Consider the following 18,961-nt stretch of genomic DNA (forward strand, 5'->3'; position numbering starts at 1 on the left):
GACCTTGACCTGAAACGGTAACGCTCACAAGGACGCGCAACGCACGTGTTGCGGCCCCGGAACGGCGGCGCTGCAACCGGGGCGCATCAAAGCTGCGGACGCATCAGCGCCCCGCACGAGCCGCGCCCGAACCCCACAGGAGAGCAAAGGTCCCCCTTCCCGGCATTACGCCGAAGCTGGGGTATGCCTTGCGCCGTCCCTGTTGCCACCACGTCCACGCGGGAACCCGAATGTCCTCTGATTACCTGATTGCCCCTAGCCCCGAAGACACCCAGACCTTTGCCGACAGCTCGGTGCGCCTGATCGACATGATCTTTCCGGGCGACACCAACCACCATGGCACGCTGTTCGGCGGTGTGGCTCTGGCCCATATGGACAAGGTCGCCTTCCTGACCGCCACGCGCCACGGCCGCGCGCCCTTCGTCACCGCGCGCTCGGAACGCATCGACTTCACCGCGCCCGGGTTCTCGGGCGAGATGGTCGAAGTGCATGGCACGCTGACGCGCGTGGGCAACAGCTCGCTCGATGTCGAAGTCAACGTCATTGCCGAGGAGCTGGTGAGTGGCGAGCGGCGCAACCTGACGCGCGGGCTCTTCACCATGGTTGCGCGCAAGGGCCCCGATACGCGCCTGCCCCTCCCGCCGATGCCTGCCCCCGCGCCCGAGCCGGGCGAGGACGAGCCGCTGCGCATGGTCGAGATGGTCTTTCCCACTTCCACCAACCACCACGGCAACCTGTTCGGCGGCGATGCCATGAAGATGATGGGCAAGGCCGCCTTCATCGCGGCCACCCGCCATTGCCGCGAGATTGTGGTGATGGCCTCCTCCGATCGCATCGACTTCACCTCGCCGATCCGCGAGGGCTCGATGATCGAGCTCGTCTCACGCATCCGCATGACCGGGCGCAGCTCGATGCTGGTCGAGGTGGAACTGTGGGCTGAGGAACTGCTCAGCGGCCTGCGCAGCCACGCGGCGACCGCGCGCTACACCATGGTCGCCGTCGACAAGGACGGCCGGCCCAAGCACTTCGCCCCTACCGGCGCCTGACACGAAAAGGGCCTGCCGCTCCCCACGGAACGGCAGGCCCTTTTTACATGCAGGGGACAAGCGATCAGGCGATCTTCTTCAGCACCGGCTGCGCAGGCTGGCCCGCGATCTGATCGGCCAGGCGCAGCGCCAGCGCGACAATGGTGAAGGTCGGGTTCGCCCAGCCCGAGGTCGGGAAGACCGAGCTGCCCGCGATATAGAGGTTGTTGACCCCGTGGACGCGGCACTGCGCGTCAACCACGCCCTCGGACGGCGAGTTGGACATGCGCGTCGTGCCCATGTGGTGGTAGCCGCCGATGGGATGCGCGCTGACCAGAGGATCGAACGTCCACTCGCGGCGCGCGCTCGAAAGCCAGGGCTCCTTGTCCACCTTGCCCAGCCCCATCCGCTCGATCTCGGCCCCGAAAGTGGAGACAAGCCGATCGACCGAGTGCACGTCGAGGTCGGTCAGGCGCCAGTCCAGCTCCACGCGCGGCATGCCCAGCGCATCGCGCTCGCCCGAGAGGCGTACGCGGCTGTCGGGATTGGGCGCCTGTTCGGCACGTACCAGCAGCGCCGCTTCCACCCGGTGCAGCTTGTAGAGCAGCCACGAGCGCGCCGGATCAGCCACCTTCTGCGCCATCGTCGCCGCGCGCTTGGTGACCAGCCACATGAGGCGCGCATGGCGCGTAGGCGAGAGATCGTGCTTGATCTTGTTGTAGGCGCGCATGCCCATGAACTGGCGGCTGTCCGACGGCTGGCGCGGGGCAATCGTCATCGAGGTGTTGAGCATGCCCTCGCGGCGCTGGGTGCCCTCGGCGGCGGCCAGCAGCGCGGCCACCGTCTGGCCGTTCAGGGTGTGCCGACGGCCATAGGCCTTGAACATGTCCCAGACGAGCTTGGTCGTGACGTGTCCGCCGCGCGCGTGGGGATGCTCCATGAAGAAGCGTCCGACTAGATCGTGCCCGTTGCCAAGGCCTTTCGCATGGACCTGGTTGGACGCGAGCAGCAGACGCGGGTTCTCGATCCCGCCCGAGGCGAGAACGACCTCACGCGCGTTGATGCGCGCCCGGCGGCCCGCCAGGTTCGCGATATCGAGCCCAGTCGCATGAGCCCCGCTATGGTCGGTCCGGATCTGGGTCGCCGTGGCGTGGGTAAGGATCGTGCAGCGCGGATGGCTGACGAGGTCGCGGCAATTCTTGATGTTGAAGCGGCTGAATTCCGGGTCGAAATTCCACAACTTCACGGTCATCGTATCGTCGAATTCGGGAAACCAGACGCCGACGCGCTCCAGATCCTTCGCTTCCAAGCGACGCTCGGGCAGGCCGAAATAGCCGCGCGATTCGTCGTAGTATTCCTGCATCTGTGCATAAGAGACCGGCCAGCCCGAGTGCGGCACCCAGTCGCGGCGCTCGAAATCGATGGGGTCGAGTTCGGCGATACGCCCACCCCAGATCGCGGTGGTGCCGCCAAAGAAACGCATCCGGGCGTGGTCGAGTCGGTAGTAGGGAGCGCCTACCGTTTCGCCCGCGTTGAGATCGCTCGTGTCCTCCTCGTAGTCGAAGCCGCCCGATTCCAGGATCGTGACGCTTCGCCCGGCCGCCAGCAGGCGGCGCGCGACGGTGATACCCGCAACGCCGGATCCCACGACGCACACGTCGGCGTCGAAGGTGGACAGTTCGGTGGACTTGAAATCGATAATCATGACAGGGTCTTCGTTTCCGGGATGGGGACACAGCTTCACACAGGGAGGCTACATCCAGTCGCCGAAACGGCCCTCTTCGGGGGTTTGCAGTGCGTTTCAGACCATCGACGGCCACGGCCAACACGAAACCGGATTGCGGGATTGTGTCAGCTTGGTGTCAGCCCCTGTTGCTATGCTATGTAGTTAAACAAAGCGCGATTGCCAGATACGCATTGTAACCCATTTCTCAGCACCGCGTGAGTATTTTTCACCATGCGGCCCACACAATTGCGCCCCGGACCGAGAGGCTTCCCTCCCGCTCCGGGGCGCAATTGCGATCTATCTTTGTCTTCCAGAGCCTTCGCCGCACCCAGGTGCAACGGAAAATCAGGCCTTGCCGACGACGCTTTCGGGAAGGTCGTTGCCAAAGACGCGCTGGTAGTATTCGGCCACCAGCATGCGCTCGGTCTCGTCGCACTTGTTGAGGAACGAGAGTCGGAAGGCGAAACCCACGTCGTTGAAGATCGCGGTGTTCTGTGCCCAGGTAATGACGGTACGCGGGCTCATCACGGTGGAGATATCCCCGTTCATGAAGCCCTGGCGCGAGAAGTCGGCGACCTTCACCATCTGCGCGATGACTTCGGGGGCGACCTGCGTGACCTTCTTGCTCACGATGTCGACTTCGGTTTCCGAAGGCAGATAGTTGAGGCCGACGACCAGGTTCCAGCGATCCATCTGCCCCTGGTTGATCTGCTGCGTGCCGTGATAAAGGCCCGAGGTGTCGCCAAGGCCCACCGTGTTGGCCGTCGCGAACAGGCGGAAGTGCTTGTCCGGGCGGATCACGCGGTTCTGGTCGAGCAGCGTCAGCTTGCCCTCGGTCTCGAGGATGCGCTGGATCACGAACATCACGTCGGGACGGCCCGCGTCATATTCGTCGAAGACCAGCGCGACCGGGTGCTGCAGCGCCCAGGGAAGCAGGCCTTCGCGAAATTCGGTGACCTGCATGCCATTGCGCAGAACGATCGCGTCACGCCCGATAAGGTCGATACGGCTGATGTGGGCATCGAGGTTGATGCGGATGCACGGCCAGTTGAGGCGGGCCGCGACCTGTTCGATGTGGGTCGACTTGCCGGTGCCGTGATAGCCCTGGACCATCACGCGGCGGTTGTAGGCGAAGCCAGCCAGGATCGCGAGCGTGGTGTCCGGATCGAACACGTAGGTTTCGTCAAGATCGGGAACGCGCTCGTCCGCTTCGGAGAAGGCAGGCACCTTCATGTCGATGTCGATCCCGAAGGTTTCGCGAACATCCAGTTCGATATCGGGGGCGGCGAGCACGGTGGCTTCGCGGTTCTCGGCTTGGGTCATCGCTGTCTCTGTCATCGCGTTACCCGACTAAAGGACAGAGCATCGCACCGCAACATGCTTTGCACCGCAAAGGCTTTTTCCCGGACCGCTGGTGCCTTGCCCCCATCGCGGTACGAACGAGTCAGAGTACTTCGGGACCCGCTTTCGCAAAAAGTCCTGCGAAGTGGTTGGCAAGAGCCGGATCCCCCGCACAGCGCAGGCCCGTCTCCGGCACGTCACGCTCCGCGCCCGCAAAAAGCACCTCGTGCAGATCGCGCGCACTTCGCGCCGTGAAGCGCAGGTCCGGTGCGCGCAGATCCGCGCCTCCGGGATGAATGGTCATCCCGGAGGCGCGAACGCGCGCGGCAAAGCGCTGCTCGGCAATGTCGAAGGCAACCCACAGATCGAGCTCTCCAATGCGTTCGGGAACCAGCCAAGCCCGCAAGGCAAGCATCAAGGCGACCGGCGTGAGCGGAAGTGCATCGCCCTGCACCTCCCCGTTCCGGCGCGCCCAGCGCACGAGCGCGCACAGCACATCCTCAAGCCCCTGGCCCCATTGCGTGAGCCCGTAAGCGCGCGCAGAAACCGGCGGCGCGAGCAGGCAAGGCTGGACCACGCCGCAGGCCTCCAGCGTCTCGAGCCGCTCGCTCAGGATCTTGGCCGAGAGACCCGGCAAGGCCGCGCGAATCTCGTTGAAGCGCCGCGCCCCGAGCAGAAGTTCACGCGCGATCAGCAGCGACCAGCGCTCCCCCATGAGCTCAAGCGCCTGCGCGGCCCCGCAGCCATCCTGGTACCAGCGCCGGGCCTTGTGGGCCGGAGCCTGGGCAAGTGTCGCACCCGCCTTGCCATCCTTCTGACGCGAGATGTCCTGAAGTCCCATGGTTGCAAATGGTAACCCTGCGCCCGGCGCGCACAAAACAGGACTGTCTCCGGATCGGAGCGAAAAGGGCCGCTTTGCCCCCGCGATATCCCGGCACGTCGACACCTTCGGTCCGCCGCGAAGCGATTGACGGCAGGGGCGCCATGCCGCAGCTTGCCCGAGACGAGGCGTGGCGCCAGGGGTGCGCCGGGCAAGGAGAACGGTTCTTGGCTGACTACACGTTCTACACCAATCCCATGTCGCGCGGACAGATCGCGCGCTGGGCCCTGCACGAAGTCGAAGCCGACTACGATCAGGAACTGGTCGACTGGAGCGCCAAGAGCGCCGACTTCCTCGCCGCGAACCCGATGGGCAAGGTGCCCACCCTCATCCATCACGCCAACGAAGGCCCGCGCGTGGTGAGCGAGGCCGCCGCCGTCTGCCTCTATCTTGCCGAGATGCACCCCGAAGCCGAACTCTTGCCCGACGACACGCAGATGGCGGACTACTACCGCTGGACCTTTTTCTGCGCAGGCCCCGTCGACCAGGCCCTCACCGCCAAGGCACTGGGCTTCGGCCCCTCCGATACGCGGCAGGAAGGCCTCGTCAGCTTCGGCAATTTCGAGCGCCTGATCGCCACGCTCGATCACCTGCTGGAAGACCGCATGTGGGTGTGCGGTGAACGCTTCACGATGGCCGATGTCTATGTCGGGAGCTCGATCGATTGGGGGCTCAACTTCGGCCTGCTCCCCCCCAACGAGTCCTTCGTTGCCTATACTGAGCGTTGCCAGGCCCGCAGCGCCTACAAGGAGGCCAAGGCCATCGACGGCGCACTGATCGCCAAGTCCGACAAGGCGTAAGGCACCTGTCCATCAAAGGAGTGTGATGCGATGCTGAGCGGAGAGGAAGGCGGCTGCGACTGTGGCAAGGTACGCTATCGGCTCGAGGCCGAACCCATCGTCACCAAGTGCTGCCACTGCCATGCCTGCCAACGCCAGACCGGCAGCGCCTTTGCCCTCAACCTCGTGATCGAAACCGCGCACATCACCCTGCTCGGCGAATCCCCCGAAGCGGTGGAAATGCCCACCGAGAGCGGGCACGGGCAGGCGAACTTCCGCTGCCCCCACTGCCGCATCTCGCTGTGGTCCACATTCCACCAGGCCGGAGACAAGGCCCGTTTCGTGCGGGCAGGTACCCTCGACAACACGCACGCCGTGGTTCCCGATCTGCATATCTTCACCAAGGCCAAGCAGGACTGGGTGGTCGTCCCCGAAGGCGCCGAGGCCTTCGAGGCCTTCTACAGCGGCAAGGACGTGCCGCGCGTGTTCGGCGAGGCCAACGCGGCGCGCTGGAAGGCCGTGCTGGAGCGCTGACAGTCAGCGCTAAGGCAAGGGAAGTATGCTTTTTCAAGGGGCCATCGCCCCTTGACCCCCAAATGGGCAACCTCATCATTCTCAGCCAGCGCGGCGCGTGAGAGGTGAGCCAGACAGTTTTGGGAGCCCGAGGGCGATGGCCCTCGGAAGTCACTCCTTCAAACTCTTCTACTCCACTTCTCAGGCGAAGGCCGCCGCTTTCTTGAGCAGGTTGTAGGCCTCAACCACCTTCTGCAGTTTCTCGGCGTGGCCATGATCGCCGCCATTCTGGTCCGGGTGGTACTGGCGCAAGAGGCGGGTATAGCGCATGCGCATCGTCTTGCGGTCGACATCGAGTTCGAGGCCGAGAACCTTCAAGGCACCGCGTTCGGCCGCCGTAAAGCGGGCGTTGGCACGCATCTCGTCCTGGACCTCGCTTCGTCGGCGCTTGACGTGCTGGCGTGCGCGGGCCTGGATCGCTTCCAGAGGATCGGAAAAATGCGCCCAGTGCGGCGCGCCATCGACTGTTTCCTCGGGGCGGAAGGCGCGCGCGGTGTGCTCCCAGCCATGCAGCGGGGACTGCGCCCGGAATATCTCCTCGGCCTCCATGCCCTCGAAATAGTCGTAGCCGGCGTTGAACTCGCGCACGTGTTCAAGGCAGAACCACCGGTAGTCGCCCGGCCCGTCGAAACTGGGCGAACGCGAGCCCGGCGCGCGAAATTCGCCCGCCTCTTCACATCCCGGCCAGCTGCATTCGCGCCCGTCGGAATCGTATCTTCCATGAAATCTATGCTGTCTCACCCGCTTCAAGATGGGCGAAACAGTCGCTAAATGAAACCCCATGACCGGACCTATCGCCCAGGAAATCGCCCAGCGCCTGACCGCTGCCCTTGCTCCCACCCAGCTTGAGATCGTCAACGACTCGGCCCATCACGCGGGCCACATGGGCGATGACGGCACGGGCGAATCGCACTTCACAATCCATATCGAAAGTGCGCAATTTGAAGGCGTTTCGCGCCTCCAGCGCCAGCGCATGGTGAACGCTGCGCTGGGCGACATTCCCGGCGAGCGGGTCCATGCTCTTGCCATCAAGGCGCGCGCGCCCGGCGAGTGATCGCGGCCTGCGAATTTGCCTCGCGATTCTGGCGATGACAGCCATCGCCAAAATCGCGGGCTTCTGCAGGTTGCCCTTTGGCCTGCGTGCGCCTAAATGCGCGCACCATGCCGACACCTTTGACCTTTGCCGTGCCCAAGGGGCGTATTCTCGATGAAGCTCTGCCGCTGATGGCGCGCGCAGGCGTTGTTCCCGACGCCGAGTTTCACGATAAGAAGTCGCGCGCGCTTTCCTTTGCGTGCGAGAACAGCGACATGCGCCTCATCCGCGTGCGCGCGTTCGACGTCGCGACGTTCGTCGCGCATGGCGCGGCGCAAGTCGGCATCGTCGGTTCGGACGTGGTCGAGGAGTTCAATTACCCCGATCTCTACGCGCCGGTCGATCTCGACATCGGGCACTGTCACCTTTCGGTCGCCGAGATCAAGGGCGAGCAGACCGACACGCTGCCCTCGCACCTGCGCGTCGCCAGCAAGTATCCCAACCTCACCCGCCGCCACTTTGAAAAGCTGGGCGTGCAGGCCGAGGTCGTGAAGCTCAACGGCGCGATGGAACTGGCCCCGACGCTCGGCCTCTCCAGCCGGATCGTCGACCTTGTCTCGACCGGACGGACCCTGAAGGAAAACGGCCTCATCGAGACGAGCAAGATCCTCGATATCTCCGCGCGCCTCATCGTCAACCGCGCCGCGCTCAAGACCGACGAGCGCGTGGCCGCCCTCGTCGATGCCTTCCGCGCCGCCGTCGCGCGCGAGAAGGAAGCCGCCTGATGCTGCGCCTTTCCACCCGCGATCCCGGCTTCGAGGAGGCGTTCGCACGCGTCGTCGATGACCGGCGCGAAAGCGCGACCGACGTTGCCGCCGATGTCGCCGCGATCCTCAAGGATGTGCGCACGCGCGGCGATGTTGCGCTCGCTGAACTGACCGCGAAGTTCGACGGCCACGATCTCGACGCCACGGGCTGGCAGGTCTCGGCGCAGGACTGCAAGGCCGCCTTCGACGCGCTCGACACCGACCTTCGCACCGCGCTCGAACTCGCCGCAGCCCGCATCCGCGCCTACCATGAGGCCCAGCTGCCCGAGAACCGCGACTACACCGATGCCGCCGGCGTGCGCCTGGGCGCGGTCTGGCGCGGGGTCGATGCGGCCGGTCTCTACGTGCCGGGTGGGCGCGCTGCCTACCCCTCCTCGATGCTGATGAACGCCATTCCCGCCAAGGTTGCGGGCGTGGAGCGTCTCGTCGTCGTCACCCCGACCCCCAAGGGTGAGGTAAATGCGCTCGTGCTCGCCGCCGCGCACCTCGCCGGTGTCGACGAAGTCTGGCGCGTGGGTGGGGCCCACGCAGTGGGCGCGCTTGCTTATGGCACCGAGCGCATTGCGCCGGTCGACGTCATCACTGGCCCGGGCAATGCCTGGGTCGCCGAAGCCAAGCGCCAGCTTTACGGCGTCGTCGGCATCGACATGGTTGCAGGGCCGAGCGAAATCCTCGTGATCGCGGATGGCAAGAACGACCCCGTTCACACCGCCGCCGACCTTCTCAGCCAGGCCGAGCACGACCCGACCTCACAGTCGATCCTCATCACCGACGATGCGGCATTCGCCGATGCCGTCGCCAAGGCCGTCGAGAGTGAGCTCTCCAAGCTTTCGACCGAAGGTACCGCGCGCACCTCGTGGAACGACAACGGCGTCATCGTCGTGGTCGAGAATTTCGACGAGGCGCCTGCACTCGCCAATCGCCTCGCTGCCGAACACGTCGAGATCGCCACCGACGATCCCGAAGTGATCTTTGCCAGGATCCGCCACGCAGGGTCGGTGTTCCTCGGGCGCATGACCCCCGAAGCGGTCGGGGACTATGTCGCTGGCCCGAACCACGTTCTTCCCACCGGGCGCCGCGCGCGCTTCTCCTCGGGGCTTTCCGTGCTGGATTTCATGAAGCGCACCAGCTTCATCCAGCTTGACGAAGCCGCCCTTGGCGCCGTCGGCCCCGCCGCCGTGGCGCTGGCCGAGGCCGAGGGTCTTCCCGCGCACGCCCGCTCCGTTTCCGTAAGGCTTGAAAAGTAATGTCCGGTTCCAAGAAATCGCGGGCTGCCGCCCGTCTCGCCGCCGTCCAGGCGCTCTACCAGTTCGACATGGAAGGCACGCCCCAGGCCAGCCTCCTCGACGAATTCCGCCGCCATCGCCTCGGCATGGAAATCGACGACGAGAAGTTTGCCGATGCGGACATCCCCTTCTTCGACGACGTGGTGAAGGGCGTGATCGCGCGCCGCGACGAAATCGATGAAGCGCTCTCGGCCAAGCTGGCCGAAGGCTGGGCCCTCACCCGCCTCGACAAGACCATGCTGCAGATCCTGCGCGCTGGTGCCTACGAACTGATGGCCCGCGCCGATGTGCCGACCGGTGCGGTCATCACCGAGTACGTCGATGTTGCCCACGCCTTCTTCGACGAGCGCGAAGCCAAGTTCGTGAACGGCGTCCTCGACGCGGTCGCGAAGTCGGTCCGCTAAGCCCGATACCCGGATTGACCGGAGCATCGCGTTCCGGTCTATCCTCTTTTCCATGAGCTCCGAAACCGCCTTCATCTCGGCGCTGCGCAACCTTGCCTCCAGCACCGCTGCGCGCGGGCTGATGGACGATGCCGCCGTCCTGAACGTGGGCGGCGCGGATCTCGTCCTGACCATGGACACCGTGGTCGAGAGCGTGCATTTTCTTCCCGACGATCCGGCGCAGGACGTGGCCTGGAAGCTGGTTGCAGTCAACGCCTCGGACCTTTCGGCCAAAGGCGCCCTGCCGCTCGGCTGCCTCTATTCGCACGCGCTGGGCGAGGACGCGTGGGACACCGCCTTCCTGGAAGGACTGGGCGAAGCCTGCCGCCATTTCGCGCTCCCCCTGCTGGGCGGGGACACCGTGCGCATGCCTGCTGGTGCGCCGCGCAGCTTCTCACTGACCGCACTGGGCCAAGGCCCCGAAGGCACCGAGCCGCCCGCCCGCACGATGGCGCGCGTCGGCGATATCGTGTGGGTCAGCGGGTCCATCGGCGATTCCGGGCTCGGCCTCGACATCCTGCTGGGAACACAAACGGCAACCGGGCCAGAAGCGCAATGGCTGACGGCGCGCTACCGCCGCCCCATGCCCCTCACCCCGCTCGGCCCGGCGCTTGCGCCCTACGTTCATGCGATGATGGATGTCTCGGATGGCCTCCTCGTCGACCTCTCGCGCCTGGCGAATGCCAGCCATGTCGGCGCCCGGATCGACCTTGGCGCCATACCGCTGTCTCCGGCCTACGCCGCGATTGCCGGAACCACGTGCGAAGTCCGCATGAACGCGGCCTGTGCGGGCGATGACTACGTCCTGCTCTTCACCGCGCCGCCGGAAAACACGGCCGACATCGAAGCGATCACCAAGGCCACGGGCGGCTCGGTACGTGCGCTCGGCGCGATCCAGGCCGAGGCAGGCCTGCGCCTCACCTGCGAGGGCACGGATATCCCCCTTCCCGCCCACCTTGGCTACGAGCACTGACCTCCCCCCCTGACAAGCAACTTGCCAGTTTCCCGGCACAGGCGTAGCTCTGAAAGCACCTGAGCGGGCAAAACCCGCCGCAAGAACGATAATAACAGTGGGAAGGGGACAATCGCGTGAATGCACTCACGATTGCAATCGCCCTGGGTGGGATGGCGCTGATCTACGGCTTCGTCACCAGCCGGTTCGTGCTTGGCGCTGATGCGGGCAACACCCGCATGCAGGAAATCGCCGCCGCCATCCAGGAAGGCGCGCAGGCCTACCTCAAACGCCAGTACACCACCATTGCCATCGTCGGCGTGGTCGTTGCCGTCGTCCTCTTCCTGACATTGGGTGCGATCTCGGCGACCGGCTTCGTGATCGGCGCGGTGCTGTCTGGGACAGCAGGCTTCATCGGCATGACCATCTCGGTGCGCGCCAATGTACGCACCGCCTCGGCCGCTCAGGACGGTTTGCAGGAGGGCCTAACCCTCGCCTTTCGAGCGGGCGCGATCACTGGACTCCTGGTGGCGGGCCTGGCCCTTCTCGCGATAGCCGTTTTCGCCTGGTACCTGACCGGGCCTGCCGGCCATGCCTGGAGCGGCGAGGACCGCAGCGTCGTCAACGGCCTGACCGGCCTGGCCTTCGGGGCCTCGCTCATCTCGATCTTCGCGCGCTTGGGCGGTGGGATCTTCACCAAGGCGGCGGACGTGGGCGCGGACCTTGTCGGCAAGGTCGAGGCGGGCATTCCCGAGGACGATCCGCGCAACCCCGCCGTCATTGCCGACAACGTGGGCGACAATGTGGGCGACTGCGCCGGGATGGCCGCCGACCTGTTCGAGACGTACGTCGTGACCGTGGGCGCGACAATGATCCTCACCGCGTTGCTGCTGGGCGATATCGGCCCGCAGCTCCCCTCGCTCATGGCGCTTCCGCTGCTTATCGGAGGGGCCTGCATCGTCACCTCCATCGTGGGCACCTTCTTCGTCAAGCTGGGCCGGAAAGCCAACATCATGGGGGCCATGTACAAGGGCTTCCTGGTTTCGGCCGTGCTCTCGGTCCCGGCGATCTGGCTTGCCATCTCCTATACCCTTGGCGGCATGGCGAGTGAGTTCCAGGTCGGCGCGCGCGAAGTTCATGGCTTCGACCTGTTCCACAGCGCGATGGTGGGCCTTGCCATCACAGGGCTCATCATCTGGATCACCGAGTACTACACGGGCACCAGCTTTCGCCCCGTCAAGTCCATCGCCAAGGCCTCGGTCACGGGGCACGGCACCAATGTCATTCAGGGCCTTGCGATAAGCCTGGAGGCAACCGCCCTTCCCACCTTGCTGATTGTCGCCGGGATCATCGTTGCCCACCAGATCGCAGGCCTCCTGGGCATTGCCTATGCGGCGACCGCCATGCTGGCGCTGGCGGGTATGGTCGTGGCACTCGACGCCTATGGGCCGGTCACCGACAACGCCGGTGGGATTGCCGAGATGGCGGGGCTCGATGACAGCGTGCGTGCCAAGACCGACGCGCTCGATGCGGTCGGCAACACGACCAAGGCCGTCACCAAGGGCTACGCCATCGGTTCGGCGGGCCTTGCCGCGCTGGTACTCTTCGCCGCCTACACCACGGACCTGCGCGAGTTCTTCCCCGAGCTCACCGTCGATTTCAGCCTGGAGAACCCCTACGTCATCGTCGGGCTGCTGCTCGGCGCGCTCCTGCCCTATCTCTTCGGCGCGATGGGCATGACCGCCGTCGGACGCGCGGCGGGCGATGTCGTGCGCGACGTGCGCGCGCAGTTCAAGGCGAACCCGGGCATCATGACCCACCAGACCCGCCCCGACTATGCGCGCACGGTCGATCTGGTCACCAAGGCCGCGATCAAGGAGATGATCGTACCCTCCTTGCTTCCGGTGCTGGCGCCCATCGTGGTCTATTTCGCGATCACGCTGGTGGCGGGCCGGGAGAACGGCTTTGCCGCGCTCGGCGCGCTGCTGCTGGGCGTGATCGTCGGCGGCCTCTTCCTCGCGCTGTCGATGACCTCGGGCGGCGGGGCCTGGGACAACGCCAAGAAGTACATCGAGGACGGGAATTTCGGCGGCAAGGGTTCCGAAGCCCACAAGGCCGCCGTCACTGGCGACACCGTAGGCGATCCCTACAAGGACACCGCCGGACCTGCCGTGAACCCGATGATCAAGATCACCAACATCGTCGCGCTCCTGCTTCTTGCCGCACTCGCGGCAGGCTAGGCGCACGCCCTGTCGATCACCCTCCCGGGTGGTAGAAGTCGTAGATCGTCCGAGCCACGGCCGCACTGACGCCGGGCGCACGTTGCAGGTCTTCCAGGCTCGCCGCGCGCACCTTGCCTGCTGTCCCGAAATGCAGCAGCAGCGCGCGCTTGCGCGCCGGGCCAATGCCCGGGATCTCGTCGAGCGGGCTCGCCGTGATGGCGCGGCTGCGCTTGGCGCGGTGCGCCCCGATGACGTAGCGGTGGACCTCGTCGCGCAGGCGCTGCAGGTAGAACAGCACCGGGGAATTGACCGGAAGCATTTTCTCGCGCCCATCGGGGAAATGGAACACCTCGCGCCCCTCGCGCCCGTGGTGCGGGCCCTTGGCAATGGCGATCAAGGTCACGTCCTCGACGCCCAGCTCCTCCAGGGCTTCCTTGACCGCGCTCATCTGCCCCTTGCCACCGTCGATCAGGACAAGATCGGGCCAGGTGCCGCTTTCGCGGTCCGGGTCCTCCTCCATCGCACGGCCGAAACGGCGGGTCATCACCTCGCGCATCATCGCATAGTCATCGTTCGACTGCGCCTCGCGGATATTGAACTTGCGGTACTGGTTCTTGATGTAGCCCTCGGGCCCCGCCACGATCATCGCGCCCAAAGCCTTGGTGCCCTGAATGTGCGAGTTGTCGTAGACCTCGATACGCTGCGGGATCTCGGGAAGTTCGAGGAACTCGGCCATCTCGCGCATGACCTTGGCCTGCGTGCCGCGTTCGGCCAGCCGCCTCTCCAAGGCCTCGACCGCGTTGCGCGTGGCCTGTTCGATCAGGCGGCGGCGCGATCCACGCTGGGGCACCAAGATTTCCACCTTGTGCCCGGCCAGTTCGCGGAAGGCTTCGGAGAGCAGGTCGTTCTCGGGAATTTCGCGGTCAACCAGGATCACCTTGGCCGGCGGCACTTCCTCGTAGAACTGGGTGAGGAAGCTCTGCAGCACCTGATCGTCAGAGAGGCCCTCGGTGTGGGTCGGGAAGAAGGCGCGGTGGCCCCAGTTCTGCCCGCCGCGGATGAAGAAGGCCTGGATGCCGACCTGCCCATTGTTCACCGCCATCGCAAAGATGTCGGCGCTATCGAGACCCTCGGCGTTGATCGCCTGGCTACCCTGAATGAAGGTCGCCGCGCGCAGGCGGTCACGCAGCATCGCGGCGCGCTCGAAGTCGAGCGCTTCGGCGGCCTCGGCCATCTGCGCCTCGATCTTGCGCTGCACGGCGTTGGACTTGCCCCCCAGGAAATCCTTCGCCTCGCGCACCAGTTCTGCGTAGCCCGCCTCATCGATGCGGCCTACGCACGGCGCTGAACAGCGCTTGATCTGGTAGAGCAGGCAGGGGCGATCACGGCGCGCAAAAAAGCTGTCAGTACAGCTCCTTAGAAGAAACAGCTTCTGAAGTGCATTAATCGTCGTATTGACCGATCCCGCGCTGGCGAAAGGGCCATAATAGTTGCCCTTGGCCTTACGCGCACCGCGGTGTTTCATGATCCGCGGATACTCGTGATCGGCGCGCAGAAGGATGAAGGGGAACGACTTGTCGTCGCGCAAAAGCACGTTGTAGGCGGGCCGGAAGCGCTTGATGAGCTGCGCTTCCAGAAGCAGCGCCTCGGCCTCGGAATTGGTCGTGACGATGGTCATCGAGCGGGTCTGGCTGACCATGCGCTGGAGGCGCGAGGGCAGACGTTCCCACTGCGTGTAGTTGGCAACGCGGTTGCGCAGCACACGGGCCTTGCCGACGTACAGGACCTCGCCGCGCGAATCCTGCATGCGGTACACGCCCGGGCGCGTGGGCAGCGTGCGCACGGTATCGCGGATCACCTCGACACCGGCTTCCAGGTCAGGCTTGTCCGACCCACGCACGGTGGAGGTGGCCCGATCCTCGTTGAAGCGTTCGGTGCCCTGGGGAGTTTCCGGAGTTCCGGCCGGTGTTCGCGACATGTCCTCCAGATAGGGGCACGGACGGCGCTTCTCCAGCCCCGTCCGCGTCCTATCCGCAGTTAAGCGGTGCCCGGCATCAGAACAGCTTGCGGAAGTCGATGCCGATGACGCGCCCTTGCGGGTCGCGGTAGCCGCGCTGGTAGGCAATCGGGATCTCGCCCCCGGCATTGGTTACCTTCTGGCGCGAATCGAGGATGTTATCGACCGTGAAGGAGAGGCGCGAACCCTTGAGGAAGGGCATCTTCTGAACCAGGCTTTCCTTGCCGCCCAGGTCCACGAAGATGCGCAGGTCGAGCACGAAGGTGCTGCCAAAGCGCAGGTCCGAACTGCCCGGTGCTCCAGTCCCGTTGACCCGCGCCGGAGCGCTCCATTCGCCCTTCAGGCGCGCGCCGTTACCGTTGAGGAAGAACCCGCCCTCGGCCTCGATCGAGTGACGCGGCGTTCCGCCAGCCGCCAGTGATTCGCCCGATAGCTGGTCAAGCACGGGGCTGTTCGGGCCGATCCGCACGTCCTCGGACAGGCGCCAGGTGTGGTAGAGCGAGAGGTTCCAGCGCCCGCCCGGAGGACCACGGCGGGCCGGCGGGGGTGAAGCTGGCGCAGCCGCCCCTCCGGCGCGCGAAGGCGGACCGTCCGCTTTGCAGATCCGCTCGCGCATCGCGGCGAGGCGCTCCTTGTCGATCGATCCGTCCTCCTTGCGCAGACGCGCCAGCATCGGTTCGGGCAGCGCGGAAAGGTCGGGCTCCTGTCCTTCTGTGCAAAGCGCCGCCTTGATCGCCTCGAAGCGCGCCGGATCGAAGTTGCGCCCGCCGCCAGGACCTCCCGGACCGCGCCGGGCTTCGCTGTTCTGCGGCCGCGCCTCCGCGCCTCCCGAGGGAGGCTCGGAGGCGCCGAGGCTGCCGCTGATGTTGAAGCCCCAGCGCACGTTCGAGCTCGACACCTTGTCGAAGGTGACGGGGCGCTGGTCGATGGCGATGAGCGATCCGTTCTCGTCACGCGTCACCCGGTCGGGGAAGGCGGCCTCGATGGCAGGCGTCAGCAGCGGGAACGATTGTGAGACATTGTCCGAACGGTTGCGGAAATACTCCAGAACCAGGTTCGAACGATCGAGGAAAGGCAGCTGCCAGTTGGCCGACAGCTTGATGTCACGCCGCTTCTCCTTGAGCAGATCCGGGTTGCCCCCGCTTGTCGCGGTCACCAACGCCGTCGTCGAATTGGTAAAATCATAGACCGAGACATTGTAGTTCACGATCTGCGGGGCGCCCAGCTGCGAGAGCGTGGGCGCAGCCTCTTCGCCCAGATACGTCGCCTGGAGCGTCAACGTCTCGGTCGGCGACCAGGAGAGCCCCGCCGTCCAGTTGGTCAGCGTGCCGAAGTCGGAGAGGTGGTTGATCCCGGCCCCCAGGTTCAGCGATAGATCGCCGATGGCATCCAGGAAGTAGTTGTTCCGGCTCGTCAGCGGCAGTGCCAGGTTGACGCCCGCCGAGACATCGCCGCGCGTCAGGCGCACGGTGTCGAACTCGCTGCGGGTGTCATCGCTCAGCGTGCGCGAGTAATTATACCCCGCCTTGAGCGTCAGGCTCGCATCGCCCGCAGGCAGGCTGACCGGGCGGCCCGACAAGGTGGCAAGCGAGGTCAGCGCCAGCGTGCGGTTGCGCGCGAAGTCGACGCCCGGGCCGGGAAGCTGGGGCAAGGCGCCCGCGATATCGAGGTCACCGGCAAGCGCATCGGCCTCGATCGCGCTCGTGTCGCGGCGACGGTCCACCCGCGTCGCAGTGTCGGTGTAGGCGCCGTCGCCGGTGATGCTGAGCTGCCAGCCGTCAATCTGCCGGTTGTACCCCAGACCGCCTTCGAACAGATCGGTCGAAACCCGCTGCGCAAGCGGATCATCATACGTGCGGATCTCGGAATTGCCCGCGCCGTCGCTCAGCGTGAAGGTGTCGAGGCCTGAGAGCGAATTGGTGACTGTGCGCGTATAGGCGAGGTTCCCGGTGATCTGGCCATTCATGCCCCCCTCGCCCAGGCCTTGCGTGACGGTGCCGTTGATCTCCAGTTCGGATTCGTCACCCGCCAGACTGCGGAAGCGGCGGGGATCGGGATCGCCCGGCACGGTCGGCATCTCGCCCGGCTCGCGCGCGATGCCCCGCTCGTCCTCGGTCAGCATCGAGGTTTCGGTGAGCTTGGCCGACAGGTTGTAGCGGCGCGGGCCCGACACGCTGAAGATGCCGGTTTCCAGCTCGTAGTTGTCATAGCCGCCGCGCGTCGGGCGGTTGTACTCGCCCGCGCCGGTCCCCGCCGCAAAATTGTCCTTGAGGATCAGGTTGACGACGCGCTGGTCGGCCGAATAGCCGAATTGCAGCGCCACCTCCTCGGGCAGAACCTGCATCTGCCGGATGGCTTCGGGCGGAATGTTGCGCATCTCGCGCCAGCTGGTGATGCGCAGACCATTGACCAGCATCACCGGACGCCCGCCGCCGCGCCCACGCCCGCTTCCCGTCTGGGGCGAGATCGCGTCGAGCAGCTCGGCGATGGAGGACGCGCCATAAGCCGCGATGTCGCTTTCCTCGAAGGTCTGGATCGGCTCGTAGGGTGTATCGACAGCCCCGGGCAACACGCTGCGGCCGGTCACGATGATCTCGTTACCGATGACGGCGTCGGAGCCGAGCGCACCGCCGAGTTCTTCCTCGTCGTCCGTATTCGTGGCCGCGCTGCCCTGCGGGACCGACATGTCCTGGGCTGCGGCAAGTGCCGGCATCGAAACACTGGTGGCCAAGGCCAGAAGGTAGGTCAGTCGCAAACACTGTCTCCGTAAAGAAATTCGGCCTCTCCCTGTGACGTCCTGCTGCCGTTTCGGATGTGTTTCGACAAGCCTTCGCGCGGTATCACTTTGTCGCAAATTGTGGGTCCTGCGACAGGCCAATAAGTCCTGATTGGCCTTCTTGTTGCGTGAAGGCTTCCATTTTGGCCGGTTGATGGCTATGTCGCGCCGCAAACACCCTACAAAACGATTGGATATTGATCGCCAATGGCGAAAGAAGAACTTCTCGAAATGCGCGGCCGTATCGTTGAGCTGCTGCCCAACGCCATGTTCCGCGTCGAACTGGAAAACGGCCATGAGATCCTCGGCCACACGGCAGGCAAGATGCGCAAGAACCGCATCCGCGTGCTGGTGGGCGACGAGGTGCTGGTCGAACTGACCCCCTACGACCTGACCAAAGGCCGTATCACCTACCGCTTCATGCCCGGACGCGGCGGCCCCGGCGGCTACTCGTCCTGATCACCCGGTTGATCCGCCATGACCGAGACTGCTGACGCGGCGCCTGCGCCGCGCCTGGTCCTGGCCTCTGCCAGCCCGCGCCGCCGCGAACTGCTCGCGCGGCTCGGGGTGGCACCCGAAGCGATCTGCGCCGCCGACATCGACGAGACGCCAGCAAAGGCCGAACTCCCGCGTGTCTACGCCCGCCGCATGGCGCGCGAAAAGGCGCTTGCGATCCCCGGCAGCGACGCGCACATCCTCGCCGGCGACACCGTGGTCTCCTGCGGACGCCGCATCCTGCCCAAGGCCGAGGACGAAGCGACCGCACGCGCCTGCCTCACGCTGCTCTCGGGCCGGCGCCACCGTGTCCTCAGCGCGATTGCCCTGCGCCATCCCGATGGCACGCTGCACGAACGCCTGAGCGAAACCGTGGTCCGCTTCAAGCCCCTCACCGCCGAAGAGATCGACGGCTACATTGCCAGTGGCGACTGGGACGGCAAGGCTGGTGGCTACGCCATCCAGGGCCGCGCCGAAGGCCTGATCGCCTGGATCCAGGGCAGCCATTCGGCTGTCGTCGGCCTGCCCCTGTTCGAAGCCCGCGCCCTGCTGAAGGCCGCTGGTTTCCCCCTCACCTGACATTTCG

General features: G+C 65.5%; 17 protein-coding genes. 11 read left to right on the forward strand and 6 right to left on the reverse strand.

Annotated features, from left to right (window positions below):
- Positions 1–230: 230 nt before the first annotated feature.
- Entirely contained in the window at positions 231–1,046 is an 816-nt protein-coding gene (locus tag LC060_RS14990; RefSeq protein ID WP_226636933.1) for an acyl-CoA thioesterase, read from the forward strand.
- 64 nt (positions 1,047–1,110) lie between these two features.
- Here the strand turns inward: LC060_RS14990 and LC060_RS14995 are convergent, their stop codons facing one another.
- From LC060_RS14995 to LC060_RS15005, 3 genes are all read right to left on the reverse strand, one after another.
- The gene (locus tag LC060_RS14995) at positions 1,111–2,730 is read right to left on the reverse strand and encodes an FAD-dependent oxidoreductase (RefSeq protein ID WP_226636935.1); all 1,620 of its coding nucleotides are present in this window, start codon (positions 2,728–2,730) and stop codon (positions 1,111–1,113) included.
- Between the two features lie 366 nt (positions 2,731–3,096).
- Positions 3,097–4,074, reverse strand: a complete 978-nt coding sequence (cobS, locus tag LC060_RS15000) for a cobaltochelatase subunit CobS (RefSeq protein ID WP_413465125.1) — start codon at positions 4,072–4,074, stop codon at positions 3,097–3,099.
- A gap of 121 nt (positions 4,075–4,195) precedes the next feature.
- The gene (locus LC060_RS15005; RefSeq protein WP_226636937.1) at positions 4,196–4,933 is read right to left on the reverse strand and encodes a winged helix-turn-helix transcriptional regulator; all 738 of its coding nucleotides are present in this window, start codon (positions 4,931–4,933) and stop codon (positions 4,196–4,198) included.
- A gap of 206 nt (positions 4,934–5,139) precedes the next feature.
- Between LC060_RS15005 and LC060_RS15010 the strand changes: the two genes are divergently transcribed.
- Positions 5,140–5,772, forward strand: a complete 633-nt coding sequence (locus LC060_RS15010; RefSeq protein WP_226636939.1) for a glutathione S-transferase family protein — start codon at positions 5,140–5,142, stop codon at positions 5,770–5,772.
- Positions 5,773–5,802: 30 nt separating this feature from the next.
- Positions 5,803–6,285, forward strand: coding sequence for a GFA family protein (locus LC060_RS15015; RefSeq protein WP_226636941.1), 483 nt, complete (start codon positions 5,803–5,805; stop codon positions 6,283–6,285).
- A 180-nt stretch (positions 6,286–6,465) separates the two neighbouring features.
- Here the strand turns inward: LC060_RS15015 and LC060_RS15020 are convergent, their stop codons facing one another.
- The gene (locus tag LC060_RS15020) at positions 6,466–7,065 is read right to left on the reverse strand and encodes a J domain-containing protein (RefSeq protein ID WP_226636943.1); all 600 of its coding nucleotides are present in this window, start codon (positions 7,063–7,065) and stop codon (positions 6,466–6,468) included.
- Between the two features lie 40 nt (positions 7,066–7,105).
- Here LC060_RS15020 and LC060_RS15025 point away from each other — a divergent pair, with 40 nt between their 5' ends.
- From LC060_RS15025 to LC060_RS15050, 6 genes are all read left to right on the forward strand, one after another.
- Positions 7,106–7,378, forward strand: a complete 273-nt coding sequence (locus tag LC060_RS15025) for a BolA family protein (protein ID WP_039393004.1) — start codon at positions 7,106–7,108, stop codon at positions 7,376–7,378.
- Between the two features lie 107 nt (positions 7,379–7,485).
- Positions 7,486–8,142 (forward strand): ATP phosphoribosyltransferase, encoded by a 657-nt coding sequence (gene hisG, locus LC060_RS15030; RefSeq protein WP_226636946.1) that lies wholly within the window; start codon positions 7,486–7,488, stop codon positions 8,140–8,142.
- Positions 8,142–9,431: a histidinol dehydrogenase gene (gene hisD, locus LC060_RS15035; RefSeq protein ID WP_226636948.1), complete on the forward strand. Its 1,290-nt coding sequence runs from the start codon at positions 8,142–8,144 to the stop codon at positions 9,429–9,431. Before hisG ends, hisD begins: the two co-directional genes overlap by 1 nt.
- Complete coding sequence (gene nusB / locus LC060_RS15040) at positions 9,431–9,874, forward strand: transcription antitermination factor NusB (protein WP_226636950.1); 444 nt, start codon at positions 9,431–9,433, stop codon at positions 9,872–9,874. Before hisD ends, nusB begins: the two co-directional genes overlap by 1 nt.
- Positions 9,875–9,926: 52 nt before the next feature.
- Positions 9,927–10,886: a thiamine-phosphate kinase gene (gene thiL / locus LC060_RS15045; RefSeq protein WP_226636952.1), complete on the forward strand. Its 960-nt coding sequence runs from the start codon at positions 9,927–9,929 to the stop codon at positions 10,884–10,886.
- A gap of 116 nt (positions 10,887–11,002) precedes the next feature.
- Positions 11,003–13,105 (forward strand): sodium-translocating pyrophosphatase, encoded by a 2,103-nt coding sequence (locus LC060_RS15050; protein ID WP_226636954.1) that lies wholly within the window; start codon positions 11,003–11,005, stop codon positions 13,103–13,105.
- Between the two features lie 16 nt (positions 13,106–13,121).
- Here the strand turns inward: LC060_RS15050 and uvrC are convergent, their stop codons facing one another.
- A complete protein-coding gene (gene uvrC / locus LC060_RS15055; RefSeq protein WP_226636956.1) occupies positions 13,122–15,065 on the reverse strand; it encodes an excinuclease ABC subunit UvrC in 1,944 nt (647 codons plus the stop codon).
- Positions 15,066–15,141: 76 nt separating this feature from the next.
- On the reverse strand, positions 15,142–17,859 hold the full coding sequence (locus tag LC060_RS15060) for a hypothetical protein (protein ID WP_226636958.1): 2,718 nt from the start codon (positions 17,857–17,859) through the stop codon (positions 15,142–15,144).
- Between the two features lie 228 nt (positions 17,860–18,087).
- Between LC060_RS15060 and infA the strand changes: the two genes are divergently transcribed.
- Together infA and LC060_RS15070 are read left to right on the forward strand one after the other, a co-directional pair.
- Positions 18,088–18,339: a translation initiation factor IF-1 gene (infA, locus tag LC060_RS15065; protein WP_039392992.1), complete on the forward strand. Its 252-nt coding sequence runs from the start codon at positions 18,088–18,090 to the stop codon at positions 18,337–18,339.
- Positions 18,340–18,357: 18 nt separating this feature from the next.
- Positions 18,358–18,954 (forward strand): Maf family protein, encoded by a 597-nt coding sequence (locus LC060_RS15070; RefSeq protein WP_226636959.1) that lies wholly within the window; start codon positions 18,358–18,360, stop codon positions 18,952–18,954.
- Positions 18,955–18,961 lie beyond the last annotated feature (7 nt).

The organism is Novosphingobium profundi, from assembly GCF_020524485.1.
Classification (GTDB): Bacteria; Pseudomonadota; Alphaproteobacteria; order Sphingomonadales; family Sphingomonadaceae; genus Novosphingobium; species Novosphingobium profundi_A.

Excerpts from the sequence above, each read along its gene's own strand:
- LC060_RS14990 (WP_226636933.1), top strand. The coding sequence starts at position 231 with ATGTCCTCTGATTACCTGATTGCCCCTAGCCCCGAAGACACCCAGACC.
- LC060_RS14995 (WP_226636935.1), bottom strand. The coding sequence starts at position 2,730 with ATGATTATCGATTTCAAGTCCACCGAACTGTCCACCTTCGACGCCGAC.
- cobS (WP_413465125.1), bottom strand. The coding sequence starts at position 4,074 with ATGACCCAAGCCGAGAACCGCGAAGCCACCGTGCTCGCCGCCCCCGAT.
- LC060_RS15005 (WP_226636937.1), bottom strand. The coding sequence starts at position 4,933 with ATGGGACTTCAGGACATCTCGCGTCAGAAGGATGGCAAGGCGGGTGCG.
- LC060_RS15015 (WP_226636941.1), top strand. The coding sequence starts at position 5,803 with ATGCTGAGCGGAGAGGAAGGCGGCTGCGACTGTGGCAAGGTACGCTAT.
- LC060_RS15025 (WP_039393004.1), top strand. The coding sequence starts at position 7,106 with ATGACCGGACCTATCGCCCAGGAAATCGCCCAGCGCCTGACCGCTGCC.
- hisG (WP_226636946.1), top strand. The coding sequence starts at position 7,486 with ATGCCGACACCTTTGACCTTTGCCGTGCCCAAGGGGCGTATTCTCGAT.
- hisD (WP_226636948.1), top strand. The coding sequence starts at position 8,142 with ATGCTGCGCCTTTCCACCCGCGATCCCGGCTTCGAGGAGGCGTTCGCA.
- nusB (WP_226636950.1), top strand. The coding sequence starts at position 9,431 with ATGTCCGGTTCCAAGAAATCGCGGGCTGCCGCCCGTCTCGCCGCCGTC.
- thiL (WP_226636952.1), top strand. The coding sequence starts at position 9,927 with ATGAGCTCCGAAACCGCCTTCATCTCGGCGCTGCGCAACCTTGCCTCC.
- uvrC (WP_226636956.1), bottom strand. The coding sequence starts at position 15,065 with ATGTCGCGAACACCGGCCGGAACTCCGGAAACTCCCCAGGGCACCGAA.
- infA (WP_039392992.1), top strand. The coding sequence starts at position 18,088 with ATGGCGAAAGAAGAACTTCTCGAAATGCGCGGCCGTATCGTTGAGCTG.
- LC060_RS15070 (WP_226636959.1), top strand. The coding sequence starts at position 18,358 with ATGACCGAGACTGCTGACGCGGCGCCTGCGCCGCGCCTGGTCCTGGCC.